Annotated in this window: 17 protein-coding genes and 1 tRNA gene; 10 read left to right on the forward strand and 8 right to left on the reverse strand. The window is 70.7% G+C overall.

Annotation, left to right across the window (positions count from 1 at the left end):
* Positions 1-132: 132 nt before the first annotated feature.
* Positions 133-915 carry a hypothetical protein gene (locus ABZ854_RS10960; protein ID WP_361207582.1) on the forward strand — a complete coding sequence of 261 codons (783 nt, stop codon included), beginning with the start codon at positions 133-135 and terminating at the stop codon, positions 913-915.
* 6 nt (positions 916-921) lie between these two features.
* On the opposite strand, the gene ABZ854_RS10965 is transcribed toward ABZ854_RS10960, so the two are convergent.
* A complete protein-coding gene (locus ABZ854_RS10965) occupies positions 922-1233 on the reverse strand; it encodes a hypothetical protein (protein ID WP_361207585.1) in 312 nt (103 codons plus the stop codon).
* Positions 1234-1338: 105 nt separating this feature from the next.
* Here ABZ854_RS10965 and ABZ854_RS10970 point away from each other — a divergent pair, with 105 nt between their 5' ends.
* Positions 1339-1569: a DUF4287 domain-containing protein gene (locus ABZ854_RS10970; protein WP_129308758.1), complete on the forward strand. Its 231-nt coding sequence runs from the start codon at positions 1339-1341 to the stop codon at positions 1567-1569.
* 83 nt (positions 1570-1652) lie between these two features.
* Here the strand turns inward: ABZ854_RS10970 and ABZ854_RS10975 are convergent, their stop codons facing one another.
* The 5 genes from ABZ854_RS10975 to ABZ854_RS10995 all read right to left on the reverse strand — a co-directional run bounded on the left by ABZ854_RS10975 (position 1653) and on the right by ABZ854_RS10995 (position 6095).
* On the reverse strand, positions 1653-2516 hold the full coding sequence (locus tag ABZ854_RS10975; protein ID WP_361207588.1) for a Bax inhibitor-1/YccA family protein: 864 nt from the start codon (positions 2514-2516) through the stop codon (positions 1653-1655).
* A gap of 225 nt (positions 2517-2741) precedes the next feature.
* On the reverse strand, positions 2742-3425 hold the full coding sequence (locus ABZ854_RS10980; RefSeq protein ID WP_361207591.1) for a hypothetical protein: 684 nt from the start codon (positions 3423-3425) through the stop codon (positions 2742-2744).
* 135 nt (positions 3426-3560) lie between these two features.
* Positions 3561-5498 (reverse strand): hypothetical protein, encoded by a 1938-nt coding sequence (locus ABZ854_RS10985; protein ID WP_361207594.1) that lies wholly within the window; start codon positions 5496-5498, stop codon positions 3561-3563.
* 110 nt (positions 5499-5608) lie between these two features.
* Positions 5609-5827, reverse strand: a complete 219-nt coding sequence (locus tag ABZ854_RS10990) for a hypothetical protein (protein WP_129308754.1) — start codon at positions 5825-5827, stop codon at positions 5609-5611.
* Between the two features lie 52 nt (positions 5828-5879).
* A complete protein-coding gene (locus tag ABZ854_RS10995) occupies positions 5880-6095 on the reverse strand; it encodes a hypothetical protein (RefSeq protein WP_129308753.1) in 216 nt (71 codons plus the stop codon).
* 232 nt (positions 6096-6327) lie between these two features.
* Between ABZ854_RS10995 and ABZ854_RS11000 the strand changes: the two genes are divergently transcribed.
* Together ABZ854_RS11000 and ABZ854_RS11005 are read left to right on the forward strand one after the other, a co-directional pair.
* A complete protein-coding gene (locus ABZ854_RS11000) occupies positions 6328-6735 on the forward strand; it encodes a helix-turn-helix transcriptional regulator (RefSeq protein ID WP_361207598.1) in 408 nt (135 codons plus the stop codon).
* Between the two features lie 195 nt (positions 6736-6930).
* Positions 6931-7128, forward strand: coding sequence for a hypothetical protein (locus ABZ854_RS11005; protein ID WP_361207601.1), 198 nt, complete (start codon positions 6931-6933; stop codon positions 7126-7128).
* A gap of 76 nt (positions 7129-7204) precedes the next feature.
* Here the strand turns inward: ABZ854_RS11005 and ABZ854_RS11010 are convergent.
* Positions 7205-7290: transfer RNA gene (locus tag ABZ854_RS11010), tRNA-Leu, on the reverse strand.
* Between the two features lie 302 nt (positions 7291-7592).
* Here ABZ854_RS11010 and ABZ854_RS11015 point away from each other — a divergent pair.
* The 4 genes from ABZ854_RS11015 to ABZ854_RS11030 all read left to right on the forward strand — a co-directional run bounded on the left by ABZ854_RS11015 (position 7593) and on the right by ABZ854_RS11030 (position 12474).
* Positions 7593-7988 (forward strand): VOC family protein, encoded by a 396-nt coding sequence (locus ABZ854_RS11015; protein WP_361207604.1) that lies wholly within the window; start codon positions 7593-7595, stop codon positions 7986-7988.
* 103 nt (positions 7989-8091) lie between these two features.
* A complete protein-coding gene (locus tag ABZ854_RS11020) occupies positions 8092-9084 on the forward strand; it encodes a PRC and DUF2382 domain-containing protein (RefSeq protein ID WP_361207607.1) in 993 nt (330 codons plus the stop codon).
* A 529-nt stretch (positions 9085-9613) separates the two neighbouring features.
* Positions 9614-10990, forward strand: coding sequence for an NAD(P)/FAD-dependent oxidoreductase (locus ABZ854_RS11025; RefSeq protein WP_361207610.1), 1377 nt, complete (start codon positions 9614-9616; stop codon positions 10988-10990).
* Between the two features lie 194 nt (positions 10991-11184).
* A complete protein-coding gene (locus tag ABZ854_RS11030; RefSeq protein ID WP_361207612.1) occupies positions 11185-12474 on the forward strand; it encodes a cyclopropane-fatty-acyl-phospholipid synthase family protein in 1290 nt (429 codons plus the stop codon).
* Between the two features lie 57 nt (positions 12475-12531).
* Here ABZ854_RS11030 and ABZ854_RS11035 read toward each other — a convergent pair whose 3' ends face one another.
* Positions 12532-12693, reverse strand: a complete 162-nt coding sequence (locus ABZ854_RS11035; protein WP_361207615.1) for a hypothetical protein — start codon at positions 12691-12693, stop codon at positions 12532-12534.
* A 196-nt stretch (positions 12694-12889) separates the two neighbouring features.
* On the opposite strand from ABZ854_RS11035, the gene ABZ854_RS11040 reads away from it, so the two are divergent.
* Positions 12890-13195, forward strand: coding sequence for a hypothetical protein (locus ABZ854_RS11040; RefSeq protein ID WP_361207619.1), 306 nt, complete (start codon positions 12890-12892; stop codon positions 13193-13195).
* Between the two features lie 4 nt (positions 13196-13199).
* Positions 13200-13652 carry a DUF5959 family protein gene (locus ABZ854_RS11045; RefSeq protein WP_361207622.1) on the forward strand — a complete coding sequence of 151 codons (453 nt, stop codon included), beginning with the start codon at positions 13200-13202 and terminating at the stop codon, positions 13650-13652.
* Positions 13653-13678 lie beyond the last annotated feature (26 nt).

The raw sequence follows: 13678 nt of genomic DNA on the forward strand, positions 1-13678 counted from the left end.
GAGCGGTTGCACGATAAACATCGAGGCCAAAGTCCTGTCCGATTCGTGACGTTACGCACTGACAGCTGGTTAGTCCACCCTTCAAGCTGATGTAGGAAGTCGGGGGTCGACTTTGAACCTGGGAGTACGTCAGTGAGCGCCATGCCGATCGCCCTGCTGCTCACCACGGCCGCCACGGGCGCCGTGGGCGTCGCCGTTCTGCGCACCGTTCTGAAGCTGCGCCGTCAGCTCGCGGAGCTGCAGAGCCAACTCGCCGAGAACCAGGCCGCCGCCATGCGGGCCCTGCTGCCCGCCGCCCGCACCACGTCCGACACCGAGGAGATACGCGCGGCCGTGGCCGAGGCGCTCGCGGAGGAGCGGGAGCGCGAGCTGGCCGAGGCACGCGCCTTCTGGGCCGCCCAGGAGACCCGTGACGCCTCCGACGCCCCCACGCTGCTGGGCCTGCCCGAGGCCGACCTGTTCCTGCCCCGGCAGGCCGACTTCATCGGTCTGGAGCCGGTCACCGAGCAGGCCGCCGAGGCCGACGAGTTCGCCGGCGACTCCCCGGAGCTGGCCGCCGCCCGTCGCCGCCACCCCTCCCACCCGGACTTCGTCCCGGTGCAGTCGCCGGCCGTGAACGAGCACGAGCGCACGGTGACCGCCCTGGAACAACTCGCCACCGAGCGCGTGGAGCTCTCCGACGTCCGTCCCGGTCCCCTCGGCACCCTCGACGTCTACGTCTTCGCCGACGGCACCACCCTGTGCATGACCCCGGGCCACCGCGAGACCGCCGAACGCCTGGCCTCGGCGGTCAAGTCCGGCGACACCCCCTACCTCCTGGGCGGCTCAGGCATCTCCGGCGCCTACACCCTCACCTTCGCCTGCGGCGAGGACATGATCTACATCCTGGCGGACCGGGTCATAGCGTCCGTGTAACGCCCCTCAGACCCCCGCCCGCTCCCGCGCGGCCTCCACCAACCGAACCGCCTCGGCGACCTCGCCGTCCGTCCCCAGGACCACCGCCAAGTCATGCCCGGCGACCATCACTTGGTCCGCCGCGGCGAACATCCCCGCATCCGGCATCTCCCGCGGCTCGCCCGAGGGCTCCTCGATCCGCTGGGTCCAGAGGGCCAACTCCCGGGCCAGGGCCAGAGCCTCCCCGGCCCCGCTTCGCTGCAGGCGACTCTGGGGCGCCGCACGCAACCGGTCCGCGAAGTGATCCACCGCTCGGGTCAGGGGCGTCGTATCAACCACGCGGTGAGCGTAACGCGTCGGGGCGGGACTGTTGCCAACGCGCGGCCCCTCAGGCACCGTGGCGTGAAGGACCGGCTTACATCCCTTTCCCATTCGGAGGCGCCGATGTCCCAAGTCTTCTCCGAGGAGACCCATCGCAATCTGCTCGCCCGCATCCCCCACTGCACCGGTCGTGACATCGCCGACTGGCTGCGCACCGTCGACGAAGGTCCCGCACTGTTCCGCTTCGAGGAGAAGGTCAGCTGGCTCCGCAGTGAGCACAACCTCGCGTACGGCCACGCGAAGGCGATCGTCCACGAGTACGACCTGAGGAGGGCCGCGCGCAAACTGCTCTAGCGCGCACCACCGCACCACTCCTACGACGAAGAGGGCCCCGGGTGCGAACACCCGGGGCCCTCCTCCGCGTCGCGGCGGCCCTGCTAGTCGCTGTTGGTGAAGATCGCCACCAGTCGCAGCATCTCCACGTAGATCCACACCAGGGTCAGGGTGAGGCCGAACGCGGCGAGCCAGGACTCGTTGCGCGGGGCGCCGTAGGCGATGCCGTCCTCGATCTGCTTGAAGTCGAGCGTCAGGAAGAAGGCGCCGATCAGGATCGCGAGGATGCCGACGAGCGCGCCGAGCGGGCCGAAGCTGCGCAGGCCGCCGCCGTCTGCGGCGCCGAACGCGACCAGCAGCAGGTTGACGGCCATGACGAGCACGAAGGCGATGGCGATGGCCATGCCGATGCGGGCGTACCGGGCGGTGACGCGGATCCAGCCGGCCTTGTAGACGAGCAGGGTCGCGGCCGAGACCGCCATGGTGCCGAGGACCGCCTGGAACGGGGCGCCGCTCCAGCGGCTGTTGTACATCTCGCTGATGACGCCGAGGAAGACGCCCTCGAAGGCGGCGTACCCGAGGATCAGCGCGGGCACCGGGGTGCGCTTGAAGCTCTGCACGAGCGCCAGGACCATGGCGATGATCGCGGCGCCGAAGGCGAGGCCGAAGCTGGTGTCGGACACCGGCAGCACGGCCCAGGCGACGACGGCGCCGAGGGCGACCGTGCCGAGCGTGATGGCCGTACGGACGACGACGTCGTCCATCGTCATCCGGTCGGTGGTGGCCGGGGCCTGCGGCACGGTGCCGTGCTGCGCGTCCTGCGGGGCGTAGGGGTTCTGTGCGTACGGGTTGCCCTGCGCGTACGGGTTGCCCTGTGCGTACCCGGCCTGCGGTGCGGTGTTGAAGCCGGCGTAGCCGTTGTCGCGGCTGAACCCCCGTCGCGAGAAGACCGGGTTACTGCTCCTCATTTCACTCCTCCATGGGCCACCGAGTGTGGACCTTGGCTCAAGAGTAATGGATTGGCAAAGGATCGGTCCTGCTACTTGAGGAGGATCTTTCCCTGCCGGGTCGGCCCCCACGCTACGACGGAAATCTTGTTCCCGGCCAGGTGTGGGCGCACGGCAGGCCGCCCGCCCGCCCGCGTCTGGGGGACGCGGGCGGACGGGCGGCCGTGTCGGACGGCGGTGGCTCGGTCAGTGGCCCGGCCAGCCGTCCAGGTGGCGGTGCAGGGTGACGGCGGGCTTCCCGGCGGGCGCCTTCGGGGCGTGCGCCACGGCGTTGTCGAGCACCTGGGTGACCTCGGCGGCGAGTCCGTCCACGCGGGTCCTCAGCTCGGCGGCGGGCAGCGTGGAGCGGGTGAGCGCGTCCAGCCGGTGGTGGATGTCGTCCAGGCGCCGCCGGGTCGCGGAGTCGAGGCTGAACGCGGTCGGTGTGGAGACGACGAACTGGTAGGCGCCGGCCAGGGTCTGGCAGCCGGTGCACTTCTTGTTGGCGGCGTCGCTGAGGTTCACGGCGTTGAGGTGCGTGTGTTCCCCGGCGACCGTGACGATCTGGAAGGACAGCGCGACCGAACGGCAGTGGTCGTCGGCCGAGCAGCCCGCGGAGACGGCGTTGGCCTGGTTGCGGACGGCGGTGGCGTTCACCTGGCCGAACTGCCGGACGGTGAAGGCGTCCCTGGCCTGGGTGTGATGGGCCCGGTCGGCGTGGCTGAACACGTGGTCGGAGGCGAAGGCGGCGTGGGACACGCCGGTGCCGGTCGCCGCCTGTGCGGGTACGGCGGTGGCCACTCCGGCGACACCGGCGGCGAGCAGGCCCAGGCGGAGGGCGCGCTGGGAGATCGGGTTGGTGCGGGAGCGTGCCTTGCGGTGGCTGCTCATGAAGTCTCCTTGTGGGTCAGGAACGGGTGAGGAACCCCCTTCGTCGTGGAAGGGGGCTGGTGGGCCGGGCCGGGCGGTCAGGACGTGGGCGGGTGAGCCGGCGCTCGGTCAGGACGTGGGCGGGTGAGCCGGCGGTCAGGACGACGCCGGTGCGATCGAGTCACCCGGGGTCGGGGAGGGCGGCTCCCCGGTCGGTGACGCGGGCACGCTCTCCGACGGGGTCGGTGAGGCGGGCACCCCGGGGTCCGTGGCGGTGGCCGACGGCGCCGGATCCTGGCCGCCGGACCCGCCGGTGGCGGTCCCGTGGGACTTGCCGCCGGACGGCTTCCCGGCCGGCTTTCCGGACGCCGGTGCCGATGCCGACGGCGCCGGAGCGGACGGCGAGGCGCTGCCCGGCGCCGTGGCGGACGCGCTCGGGCCCGCCGTCGGCGCCGGCGCCCCGGGTACGGCCGACGGCGAGGCCGACCCGCCGCCCCCGGTGCCGGGCGCTCCTCCCCCGCCCGGCCCCGGTGTGGTCGCGCCGCCCGTGGTCGGCTCCTGGGTGGGCACCCCGGGCTGCAGGACCGGCGCGATCGGCGGCTTCTTCGGCAGGGGACGCGGGGTCACCCCGGACACCCAGGCGTAGCTGAGTCCGAAGAGTCCGGCCAGGACGAGCGCGCAGAGCGCCACCTGCAGCCCGGGCCGGCCGCTGGTGGCGCGCTTGCCGGCCCTGAGCAGCCGGCCGCCGATCTTGACGGAGAGGTAGACGACACCGGCCATCGGGCACAGCAGCATGACGGTGCCGATCACCCCGACGAGCCCGGAGACGACCTGGCCGTGCAGGAACGCCGAGCCGGTGCCGAGGACCTGCTCGGTCAGCGAGCGGATCATGGTGCTGAGGATCCGCGGCAGGTTCCACAGGGCGTAGCCGAGTTCGCCGACGAGCAGGGGCACCATGGTCAGCACCCAGGTGGCGACGATGGTGCGCGCCGACTTCTTCAGTCCGGCGACCTCCGTGCGCGCGGCCCGGCCCTTGGCGCCGGGTGCGAGCGAGAGCAGGATCGGTTTGATCTTGCCGTAGAGGTCGGGCACCCCGGCGAGGTCGCCGAGGATGTAGTAGCCGTCCAGCCGGACGGCCGGCATCAGCTGTTCGAGGATCTCGAAGTGGCCGAGGTATACGGCGGCCAGGAAGAACTGCGCGCCGGTGGCGAAGTAGGCGCCGGCCATGGCCAGCATGAAGACGACGTTGAAGTACACGCCGCCCAGGTCGGTGCGGATCCGGCCGCCGCGGGAGATCCGGTAGACGTCGGTGACGTCGGTGTACATCGACGGCCAGATGAGGAACAGCCCGCAGCCGATGCAGCCGGGCCGGCCGCCGCCGTAGCGGCAGGCCGAGGCGTGTCCGAACTCGTGGAACACGAGCGAGGCCACGGTGAGGACGAAGACGATGAGGATCAGCACCGGCTGGTCGAGGACCTCCAGCACCGGGGCGATCGCGCCGAAGAAGCCGAACAGCCAGACGTCCATGGCGACGGCCGTCAGCAGCACGGCGGTGACGACGGCCGGCCGGTGCAGCCAGGCCAGGGCCCGGGCGATGCGGGCCGTCCGGCGTTCGTCGAACACGACCCGGTGGCCCTTGAGGGCGAGCAGCAGGTCGGAGCGCGGGGCGTCGACCTCGTCGTCCTCCTGGCCCTCGGGCACGGTGACGCCGAGTGGTTCGAGCTTGTTCTCGACCAGGTAGCGGATGTTCTCGCCGCTGACCTCACGGCCGAAGCGGGCGCTGACCCGGTGGGCGATCGTGTCTACGTCGCGGACGCCGTCGACGGACGACGCCACCAGGTACAGCAGCCGGGTCAGCTGCACGACCTGCCCGTCACCCCGACGGGCGATGTACCGGGGGTCGGTGAAGCCGGACCCCTGGTACTCACCGTGCAGCCGCAGTCCCGCGCTGAGCCGCGGGACCGGTCCGGCCGGTGTTCCGACGACCGGCAGGCTGCCCGTCGCCACCTGCTCGTACGTCACCGGCCAGCCACCGGGGCCGGGGACCGGGCCGGTGTCGTAGAGCGTCGTGGTGCCGTCGTTGAGCACCGTCATCTGTGGTCTCCCCCCACCTTGGCGCCGCTTCCCCCCGGAAGGGCCGCCGGGGCGGTCCGCACCGCTGACGGGTGCGGACCGCCCCGGCGGCCGTCGTCGCGGTGGTGCCGTTACTGCTTGACGGTGATCGTCTGGACGGCCTGCGACTCGGCGTCCGACCACAGGGAGTGGTCGTTCAGGGCGGCCGACTCGTTGTGGGCGGAGATGTTCGCGACGTGCTTGGTGACGTTGACCGACTTGCCGAAGCTGAACTTCAGCCGGCCGAGGGCCTCACGGCCCGGCAGCAGCTCCGCGGTCTCGCCGTCCAGCTCGCGCATGTCCATGCTCATGTTCGTCTCTCTTTCGGTGTGGTGGTGGTGCGGATGGGGTGGTGCGCGAGGGTTACTGGCTGACGCTGATGGTCTGGCCGGCGCCGGAGTCGGCCACGGACCACGCGGAGTGGTCGTTCAGGGCGGCGGACTCGTTGTGGGCGGAGATGTTCGCGACGTGCTTGGTGACGTTGACCGACTTGCCGAAGCTGAACTTCAGCCGGCCGAGGGCCTCGCGGCCCGGCAGCAGTTCCGCGGTCTCGGCCTCGAGCTCGTGGGCGTTCATCATGTTCGTTTCCCCCTCGGGAAATAGGCATGTCCGGTCGAACCGAGTCAGGTTCCCCCCCGACTCTGTCCAACTTGGTCGGACGAACTGTCCAACGAGATTGGACACTAGGGCCTCGCGGCACCGCTCCGCAACCCGTTCGGTGAATCACCCTTTCGGCACCCCGCCTACCCGACCGTAGAATCGCCCTCGACAGGGGAGGTCCGGCCCGACGGCGAGCAGGAAGTGACCATCGGTGGCCAACGCACTGCAGCAGTTGATCCGCGAGCGACTCGACCGGGGTGGCTGGTCCTACGGCGACGTCGCGCGCCGCGGCGGCGTACCGCGCTCCACCGTGCACCATCTGGCCACCACCGACCGCGTCGTGCGCATGCCCCAGCCGGCCACCCTGGAGGGCCTGGCCAAGGGCCTGGACCTGCCGCTCGACACCGTGCGCCGCGCCGCGGCCGAGGCCTGCGGCATCCACGTCTACGGCGCCCCGCCCGCCCCGGCCCCCGAGAACGCGGCGCCCCGCTCGGGCGACGCCGAGGTGGACCTGCTCATCGCGAGCGTGCAGCAACTGTCGGCCGACGACCGCCGGCACGTTGCCGCCCTCGTGGAGTCCCTGCTGGGCCGGTCCGCGCAGCCGGCACCCGAGAACTGACCGAGTACGCGCTCTCTTTCGCCAACTCGGAAAAAGAATCCAACAGCGCCCGTAACCACCGAGATCCCCCGCTAGTCTCTCGTCCTGCCCGAGGAGCGAGAGCCGCACGACCCCGGGCTCCTTGGGGGGAACGTGTTGTTCGTGCATGGCGGCCCGGCCACGGCGGTGGTCCGGGGTCCCGCTGGTGAGTCGGTCGTGCTCCTGTCCGGAGAACTGCCCGAGGTGCTCACGCAAGAGGCGGTCGGCGAACTGCTGGACCTGGCCGCCGCCATCCTCGACGAGGAGGAGCTGACCCTGTTCCACACCTGCCTGCGCACCCTGCGCACGACCGGCATGCGCGCGGGACGCCGCGTGGAGGTGCACGGCGCCGTGCTGACGGTGTACGAGGGGTGAGGGCCGCGCGCGGTCCGCGCGAGGCCGGGCGGACCGCGGGCGGGGGGCTCGGAAGGCCACCGCCCCGTGGACGCGGTGGTGCCCGGAACCGGACTTGAACCGGTACGCCCGCGAGGGGCAGCGAGGTTTAAGCTCGCCGTGTCTGCATTCCACCATCCGGGCAGGCCATGGGCTCCGCTTCGAGCGGTCCGAGCCTATCGGGACGCGTCCCCCGAACAGCGGAAGGGCGGACCGATGTTGTCTTATTCTATTGACGTCTGAGGGTGCATCAGCACACTGAACGCGCCATCCGCACTTGCCAACAGCGTGACCCGTCGTGCGTGCGTGCGCACGCGGAATGACGGAATTTCACCGTACGAACGAGGGTGCTCCACCCGTTCTCGACAACCGCGTCGGCACCCGGCGCTGCGACGGCGGAGTTACGCTGCCCGAGGGGCCGTTGACACAGCTCTGCGAGGCGCGACATGGCCATGGTCCGCTACATCGTCGACGACGTCGACGCGGCGATCGCCTTCTACTGCACCCATCTCGGGTTCCGCGAGGTCATGCACCCGGCACCGGCGTTCGCCCTGCTGGTCCGGGACGACCTCCGGCTCGCCCTGAGCCGCCCCGGGGGCGGGCCGGGCGGCGGCCAGGCCATGCCCGACGGCACCCTGCCCCGGCCGGGCGGCTGGAACCGGATCTCCCTGGAGGTCGCGGACGTCGAGGCCGACGCCCGACGGCTGTCCGCGGCCGGTGTCCGGCTGCGGAACGAGGTCGTCACCGGGGTCGGCGGCAAGCAGGTGCTCGTCGAGGATCCTTCCGGCAATCCCGTCGAGCTGTTCGAGCCGCTCCTGCCCGAGGCGCGTGAAAATCGGTAGGTAATTACGAAAAGTGGGTGTACCCAAGGTGCTCGTGTTCCGTTTTGCACCTTTTGTGACGGTGACCCGGCAGGGGACCGCTCTGAGAGAAAGGTGAACGCACATGATCACCAGAGAGCAGATCCCGACTGTTCTGGACCGCCCGGTTCTGGACGCGGGCGGGAAGAAGATCGGCGATGCCAAGCACGTCTTCCTCGACGACGCGACCGGCCGCCCGGAGTGGGTGACGGTGAAGACGGGGCTGTTCGGCAGCAGCGAGTCGTTCATACCCCTGCGGGACGCCGCGATGGCGAGCGACCACATGGAGGTCCCCTTCTCCAAGTCCAAGGTCAAGGACGCGCCGCACGTGGACGTCGACTCCGGCGGCCACCTCTCCGAGACCGAGGAGCACAGCCTGTACGACTACTACGGCATCGACTGGGACGCGTCCTGGGCGCAGGCCAACCGTCCCGGCGAGGGCGGCTGGGCCGCGGGTGCCGCGGGTACGGCCGGAGCAGCGGGTGCGGCGGGGACGACCGGCACCGCCGGGACAGCAGGCACGGCAGGGATGGCAGGCACGGCAGGGATGGCCGGGACCGCCGGGACCGCCGGCCGTGAAGGCCGGGCGCGGGCCGGGGACGCGCGCTCCCAGGGCCGCGACGACGCCATGACGCGCTCCGAGGAGCACATGCACGTCGGTGTCGAGCGCCGCGAGGTCGGCCGCGCACGGCTGCACAAGTACGTCGTCACGGAACAGGAGGAGCACACCGTGCCGTTGCGGCACGAGGAGGTGCGCATCGAACGGGAGCCCATCACCGACGCGAACCGGGACGCGGCGCTCTCCGGCCCCGAGATCGGCGAGGCGGAGCACGAGGTCATCCTGCACGAGGAGCGCCCGGTCGTGGAGACCGAGGCCGTGCCGGTGGAGCGGGTCCGCCTGACCACCGAGGAGCACACCGAGCAGGAGACGGTCCGCGGTCAGGTGCGCAAGGAGCGCATCGAGGGCGATGCGGAGGTCACGGACGACGAACCGGGCGGGATCCGCGGCACGCGCCGAGACGACCCGCGCGGACCCGACGCCCGTGGCGGACGCGACACCCGGGGCGGGCTGACCTAGCGCCACCCGACTCTCCGGCCACAACGAGAACCCCGCGCCGGCACCCCGCAGAGGGTTGCCGGCGCCTCACTGCACCCGTGCCCCCGGTCTCTTTCCGGCCCCTTTGCTACTCGCCGGTAGCCTCCGCTGAGCAGGTTGGATAACGTGTGAGCGAGCCGTTCGGGGCACCCAGAGGCGCACCGGCGGAAAAGTTCGTGAAGTTCTTCACAAGGATTTCGGCGCCAGTGGGTCACCAAACGGCCTCCGTTGGCCCGTTCGAGGGCTCAACGGGCCCTGAGGAACGCTCGGCCGAGCGGGCGCGAGGGTCTCCGGAAGGGTGTCGTACGGCGCTCGGAGCGGTCCCTCACAGGGGCCTCCACCAGCCAGAGAGGCAGCTCACGCGGCCTTGACAACGGGGCGAACCACCCCGGGGCCGCCCCTCGCCGGCAGGACCGCCGTGGAGGGGGTCGCGGATACTAACACAGACCCTGCATGACCTTGTGAAGGGGCGCACGAGCACCCCCCCTGAGGCAGGTGGATACTCGATGGCATGAGCACCACGGAGCGTCCCAGGATCCTCGTAGTAGGCGGTGGGTACGTAGGCCTGTACGCAGCTCGGCGCATTCTCAAGAAGATGCGCTACGGCGAGGCGACCGTCACGGTCGTCGACCCCCGGTCGTACATGACCTACCAGCCCTTCCTCCCCGAAGCCGCCGCCGGCAGCATCTCCCCGCGTCACGTCGTCGTCCCGCTGCGGCGCGTGCTTCCCAAGGCGGAGGTCCTCACCGGCCGGGTCACCACCATCGACCAGGACCGCAAGGTCGCCTCGATCGCCCCGCTCGTCGGCGAGGCGTACGAGCTGCCCTTCGACTACCTGGTCATCGCGATGGGCGCGGTCTCCCGCACCTTCCCGATCCCCGGCCTCGCCGAGCAGGGCATCGGCATGAAGGGCATCGAGGAGTCCATCGGCCTGCGCAACCACGTGCTGGAGCAGCTGGACAAGGCCGACTCCACGACCGACGAGGAGATCCGCCGCAAGGCGCTCACCTTCGTCTTCGTCGGCGGTGGCTTCGCGGGCGCGGAGACCATCGGCGAGGTCGAGGACATGGCCCGGGACGCGGCCAAGTACTACACCAACGTCTCCCGCGACGACATGCGCTTCATCCTCGTCGACGCCGCGGACAAGATCCTTCCCGAGGTCGGCCCCAAGCTCGGCCTGTACGGCAAGGAGCATCTGGAGAGCCGGGGCGTGGAGATCTACCTCTCCACCTCCATGGACTCCTGCGTCGACGGCCACGTCGTGCTGAAGAACGGCCTGGAGGTCGACTCCAGCACGATCGTGTGGACCGCCGGCGTCAAGCCGAACCCGGCGCTCGCCCGCTTCGGCCTGCCGCTGGGCCCGCGCGGCCACGTCGACTGCGAGCCCACGCTCCAGGTCAAGGGCACCGACTACATCTGGGCCGCCGGCGACAACGCCCAGGTGCCGGACCTCGTCGGCCGCAAGGCGGGCAACGAGAACGCCTGGTGCCCGCCGAACGCCCAGCACGCGCTGCGCCAGGCCAAGGCCCTCGGCGACAACGTGATCTCCGGCGTGCGGGGCTTCCCGCAGAAGGAGTACAGCCACGCCAACAAGGGCGCGGTCGCGGGCCTCGGCCTGCACAAGGGCGTCGCGATGATCGTCATGGGCAAGATGAAGATCAAGCTCAAGGGCCGTCTCGCCTGGTACATGCACCGCGGCTACCACGGTCTGGCCATGCCGACCTGGAACCGGAAGATCCGCATCTTCGCGGACTGGACCCTGGGCATGTTCCTCAAGCGCGAGGTCGTCTCCCTGGGCGCCATGGAGAACCCCCGCGAGGAGTTCTACGAGGCCGCCAAGCCGGCGCCGGTCGCCGCCGCGAGCAAGACCAGGGCCAAGGCTTCCTGACGCCCCGTCACTGAACCGTCCGAGGGACCTCCCGCCATCCGTGGTGCGGGAGGTCCCTCGGCGTTGTGAGCCACGGTCGCACTGGGTAGACGATGTTTGCCTACCTGTAACCCCCGGACGGGACTGCCACCGGCCCCCTCGGGTGTTCACCAGGTGAACGGACATCCGGGATCGTCGTCTTGGAGGTGTGCGCCATGGCCGACGCCGCGTCGCGGCTGAGGAGTCTCGCCGAACAGCTGCTGGGAGTGCCGCTCCCGGTGCGGGTGCGGGCCTGGGACGGCTCGCAGGACGGGCCGCCGGACGCGCCGGCGCTCGTCCTGCGCAACCGCCGCGCCCTGCGCCGCATCCTGTTCAAGCCCGGGGAGCTGGGGCTGGCCCGCGCGTGGGTCTCCGGGGACCTGGAGATCGAGGGCGATCTGTACGCGGCCCTCGACGCGATGGCCGGGTTCGTCTGGGAGCGGGACGAGGACACCCGAGGCCTCGTCCGGTCGCTGCGCGACCCCGACGTCCGGGCCGCGGTCCGCGACCTGCTGAGGCTCGCGGGGCCGCCGATCCCGCCGGCGCCGCCCGCCGAGGAGGTCCGCAGAACCCGCCACCTGCACACCCGGCGCACCGACAAGCGGGCCATCAGCCACCACTACGACGTCGGCAACGACTTCTACGAGCTGGTCCTCGGCCCCTCCATGGTGTACTCCTGCGCCTACTGGGAGCCGGACGGCACCCTGGAGTCGGCCCAGCGCGACAAGCTCGAACTGGTCTGCCGCAAGCTCGGCCTGACCGCTGGTCAGCGCCTGCTCGACGTGGGCTGCGGATGGGGCTCGATGGCGATCCACGCGGCCCGCGAGCACGGGGTGAGCGTCGTCGGCGTCACCCTGTCCCAGGAACAGGCGGCGTACGGCCGTAAGCGGGTCGCCGACGAGGGGCTGACCGACCGCGTGGAGATCCGCGTCCAGGACTACCGGGACGTCGTGGACGGCCCCTACGACGCCATCTCCTCCATCGGCATGGCCGAACACGTCGGCGCCGAACGCTACCTGGAGTACGCCGGCGACCTGTACGCCCTGCTGAAGCCCGGCGGCCGGCTCCTCAACCACCAGATCGGCCGCCGCCCCCAGGGTGACGAGACGGCGTACGAGGTCGACCGGTTCATCGACGCCTACGTCTTCCCCGACGGCGAACTCGCCCCCGTCGGCACCACCGTCACCCAGCTGGAGAAGGCCGGGTTCGAGGTCCGGGACGTGGAGGCGCTGCGCGAGCACTACGCCCGCACGCTGCGCCAGTGGGTGACCAACCTGGAGGCCGGCTGGGACCGCGCGGTCCGCCTCACCAGCCCCGGCCGGGCCCGCGTCTGGCGCCTCTACATGGCGGCCTGCGCCCTCGCCTTCGAACACAACCGCATCGGAGTCAACCAGGTCCTGGCCGTCCGCACCCCGGAAGCCGGCCCCTCGGGCCTCGCCCTGCGCCCGCGCACCTGGCACGGCTGAGGGGCTGTAGGTGCAAGAGCCGGGACATGCGTCAGCCGTATGTCCCGGCGCTTGCACCTACCGCCGGAGCGGCTCACCGAGGGCTGCACGCAGCCGTCGTCGCTGAGGCGCGGTCGTCTCGCCGATCCCGGTCGCCTCGCCGATCCGGTACGCCCAATTAGCCCGGTTCGCAGACTCGCCGGCGTCGTCACGGAGCGCGTCGTCGATGAAGTACGACATGCGGGCACGGTCGCCCTGCCGGCTGCTACCGCGGCGCCGGAACGCTGAGTCAACCACCTGGTCAGCCAGTCGTCCGGGCGTTCGGCCGGCTGATGCTCGGCAACCCGGTCTTCGGTGTCCGCGTCCGGGCCTGCCGACCTGGCCGCCGCGGTTCGCGGGCACTGGGGAGTGGAGTACTCCTCGCACCGCATCAGGGATGTCATTTTCGCCGAGGACGCGTCCGGGCATCACCAAGCCTCCCGGGCTGCCCGGCGAGTGCCGGTGGCTGTGGACCGCGCAGTGCCCCTTCTCAGTCGCGTACGCCGGTCTGACCGCCCCGCTCACCGGGCTCGGCGGCGTCACCGCGTCGATCCTGGCCGGCACGGCCACGCCGTATGTCACGGCGGCCGGATCCACGTCAAGCTACCGGACGGCCCGCATGCGCCGCTGGAGCGCGTATGACGTCTTCTGCGAGTGGCATAGTGAACGCACAACCATGGGCGGTTACGACACAACGGGATGACATCGTGGATTTGATCCGACTGGTGGACGACGACAATATCGTCCGTGTACACATCATAGGCCGGAGAACGCCAGGAATCCTGCCAGAACACGACTTGCTCGACGCGGAGATCATCGTGGAGAGCAGTTTCATCAGCGGACGTCTCGATATCTGCTTCTATCCCTCGGACCTGGAGAAGTGGTCTCTGGCGCTGGATGCCCTCGGCGCGGGACGGGACGCCGAATGGCTGGACCTCGGAAACGGGCCGGTCATCAGAATCGAGTTGCCCGGCGACGACCGGAACTACCCGTCGGTTCTCGTCGAGGACGGATCCGGCTCCTGCGCGTCGGCAACCATCCCGCTCGCGCTGGACGACGGGTGGGTCGAGGAACAGCGCACCCACCTCCATGAAGTAATGCGCGCCTGGCCGAGCGAGGTACTGCAAACGTCACCAGGCGCTTACGAATGGCGTCACTGAAACACGTACGGACGGAGATTCGATGG

It is taken from the genome of Streptomyces sp. NPDC047028 (assembly GCF_040644095.1).
In the GTDB taxonomy this organism is placed as follows: Bacteria; Actinomycetota; Actinomycetes; order Streptomycetales; family Streptomycetaceae; genus Streptomyces.

Excerpts from the sequence above, each read along its gene's own strand:
- ABZ854_RS10970 (WP_129308758.1), top strand. The coding sequence starts at position 1,339 with ATGTCCCAAGTCTTCTCCGAGGAGACCCATCGCAATCTGCTCGCCCGC.
- ABZ854_RS10975 (WP_361207588.1), bottom strand. The coding sequence starts at position 2,516 with ATGAGGAGCAGTAACCCGGTCTTCTCGCGACGGGGGTTCAGCCGCGAC.
- ABZ854_RS10980 (WP_361207591.1), bottom strand. The coding sequence starts at position 3,425 with ATGAGCAGCCACCGCAAGGCACGCTCCCGCACCAACCCGATCTCCCAG.
- ABZ854_RS10985 (WP_361207594.1), bottom strand. The coding sequence starts at position 5,498 with ATGACGGTGCTCAACGACGGCACCACGACGCTCTACGACACCGGCCCG.
- ABZ854_RS10990 (WP_129308754.1), bottom strand. The coding sequence starts at position 5,827 with ATGAGCATGGACATGCGCGAGCTGGACGGCGAGACCGCGGAGCTGCTG.
- ABZ854_RS10995 (WP_129308753.1), bottom strand. The coding sequence starts at position 6,095 with ATGATGAACGCCCACGAGCTCGAGGCCGAGACCGCGGAACTGCTGCCG.
- ABZ854_RS11015 (WP_361207604.1), top strand. The coding sequence starts at position 7,593 with ATGGCCATGGTCCGCTACATCGTCGACGACGTCGACGCGGCGATCGCC.
- ABZ854_RS11020 (WP_361207607.1), top strand. The coding sequence starts at position 8,092 with ATGATCACCAGAGAGCAGATCCCGACTGTTCTGGACCGCCCGGTTCTG.
- ABZ854_RS11025 (WP_361207610.1), top strand. The coding sequence starts at position 9,614 with ATGAGCACCACGGAGCGTCCCAGGATCCTCGTAGTAGGCGGTGGGTAC.
- ABZ854_RS11030 (WP_361207612.1), top strand. The coding sequence starts at position 11,185 with ATGGCCGACGCCGCGTCGCGGCTGAGGAGTCTCGCCGAACAGCTGCTG.
- ABZ854_RS11035 (WP_361207615.1), bottom strand. The coding sequence starts at position 12,693 with ATGTCGTACTTCATCGACGACGCGCTCCGTGACGACGCCGGCGAGTCT.
- ABZ854_RS11040 (WP_361207619.1), top strand. The coding sequence starts at position 12,890 with ATGTCATTTTCGCCGAGGACGCGTCCGGGCATCACCAAGCCTCCCGGG.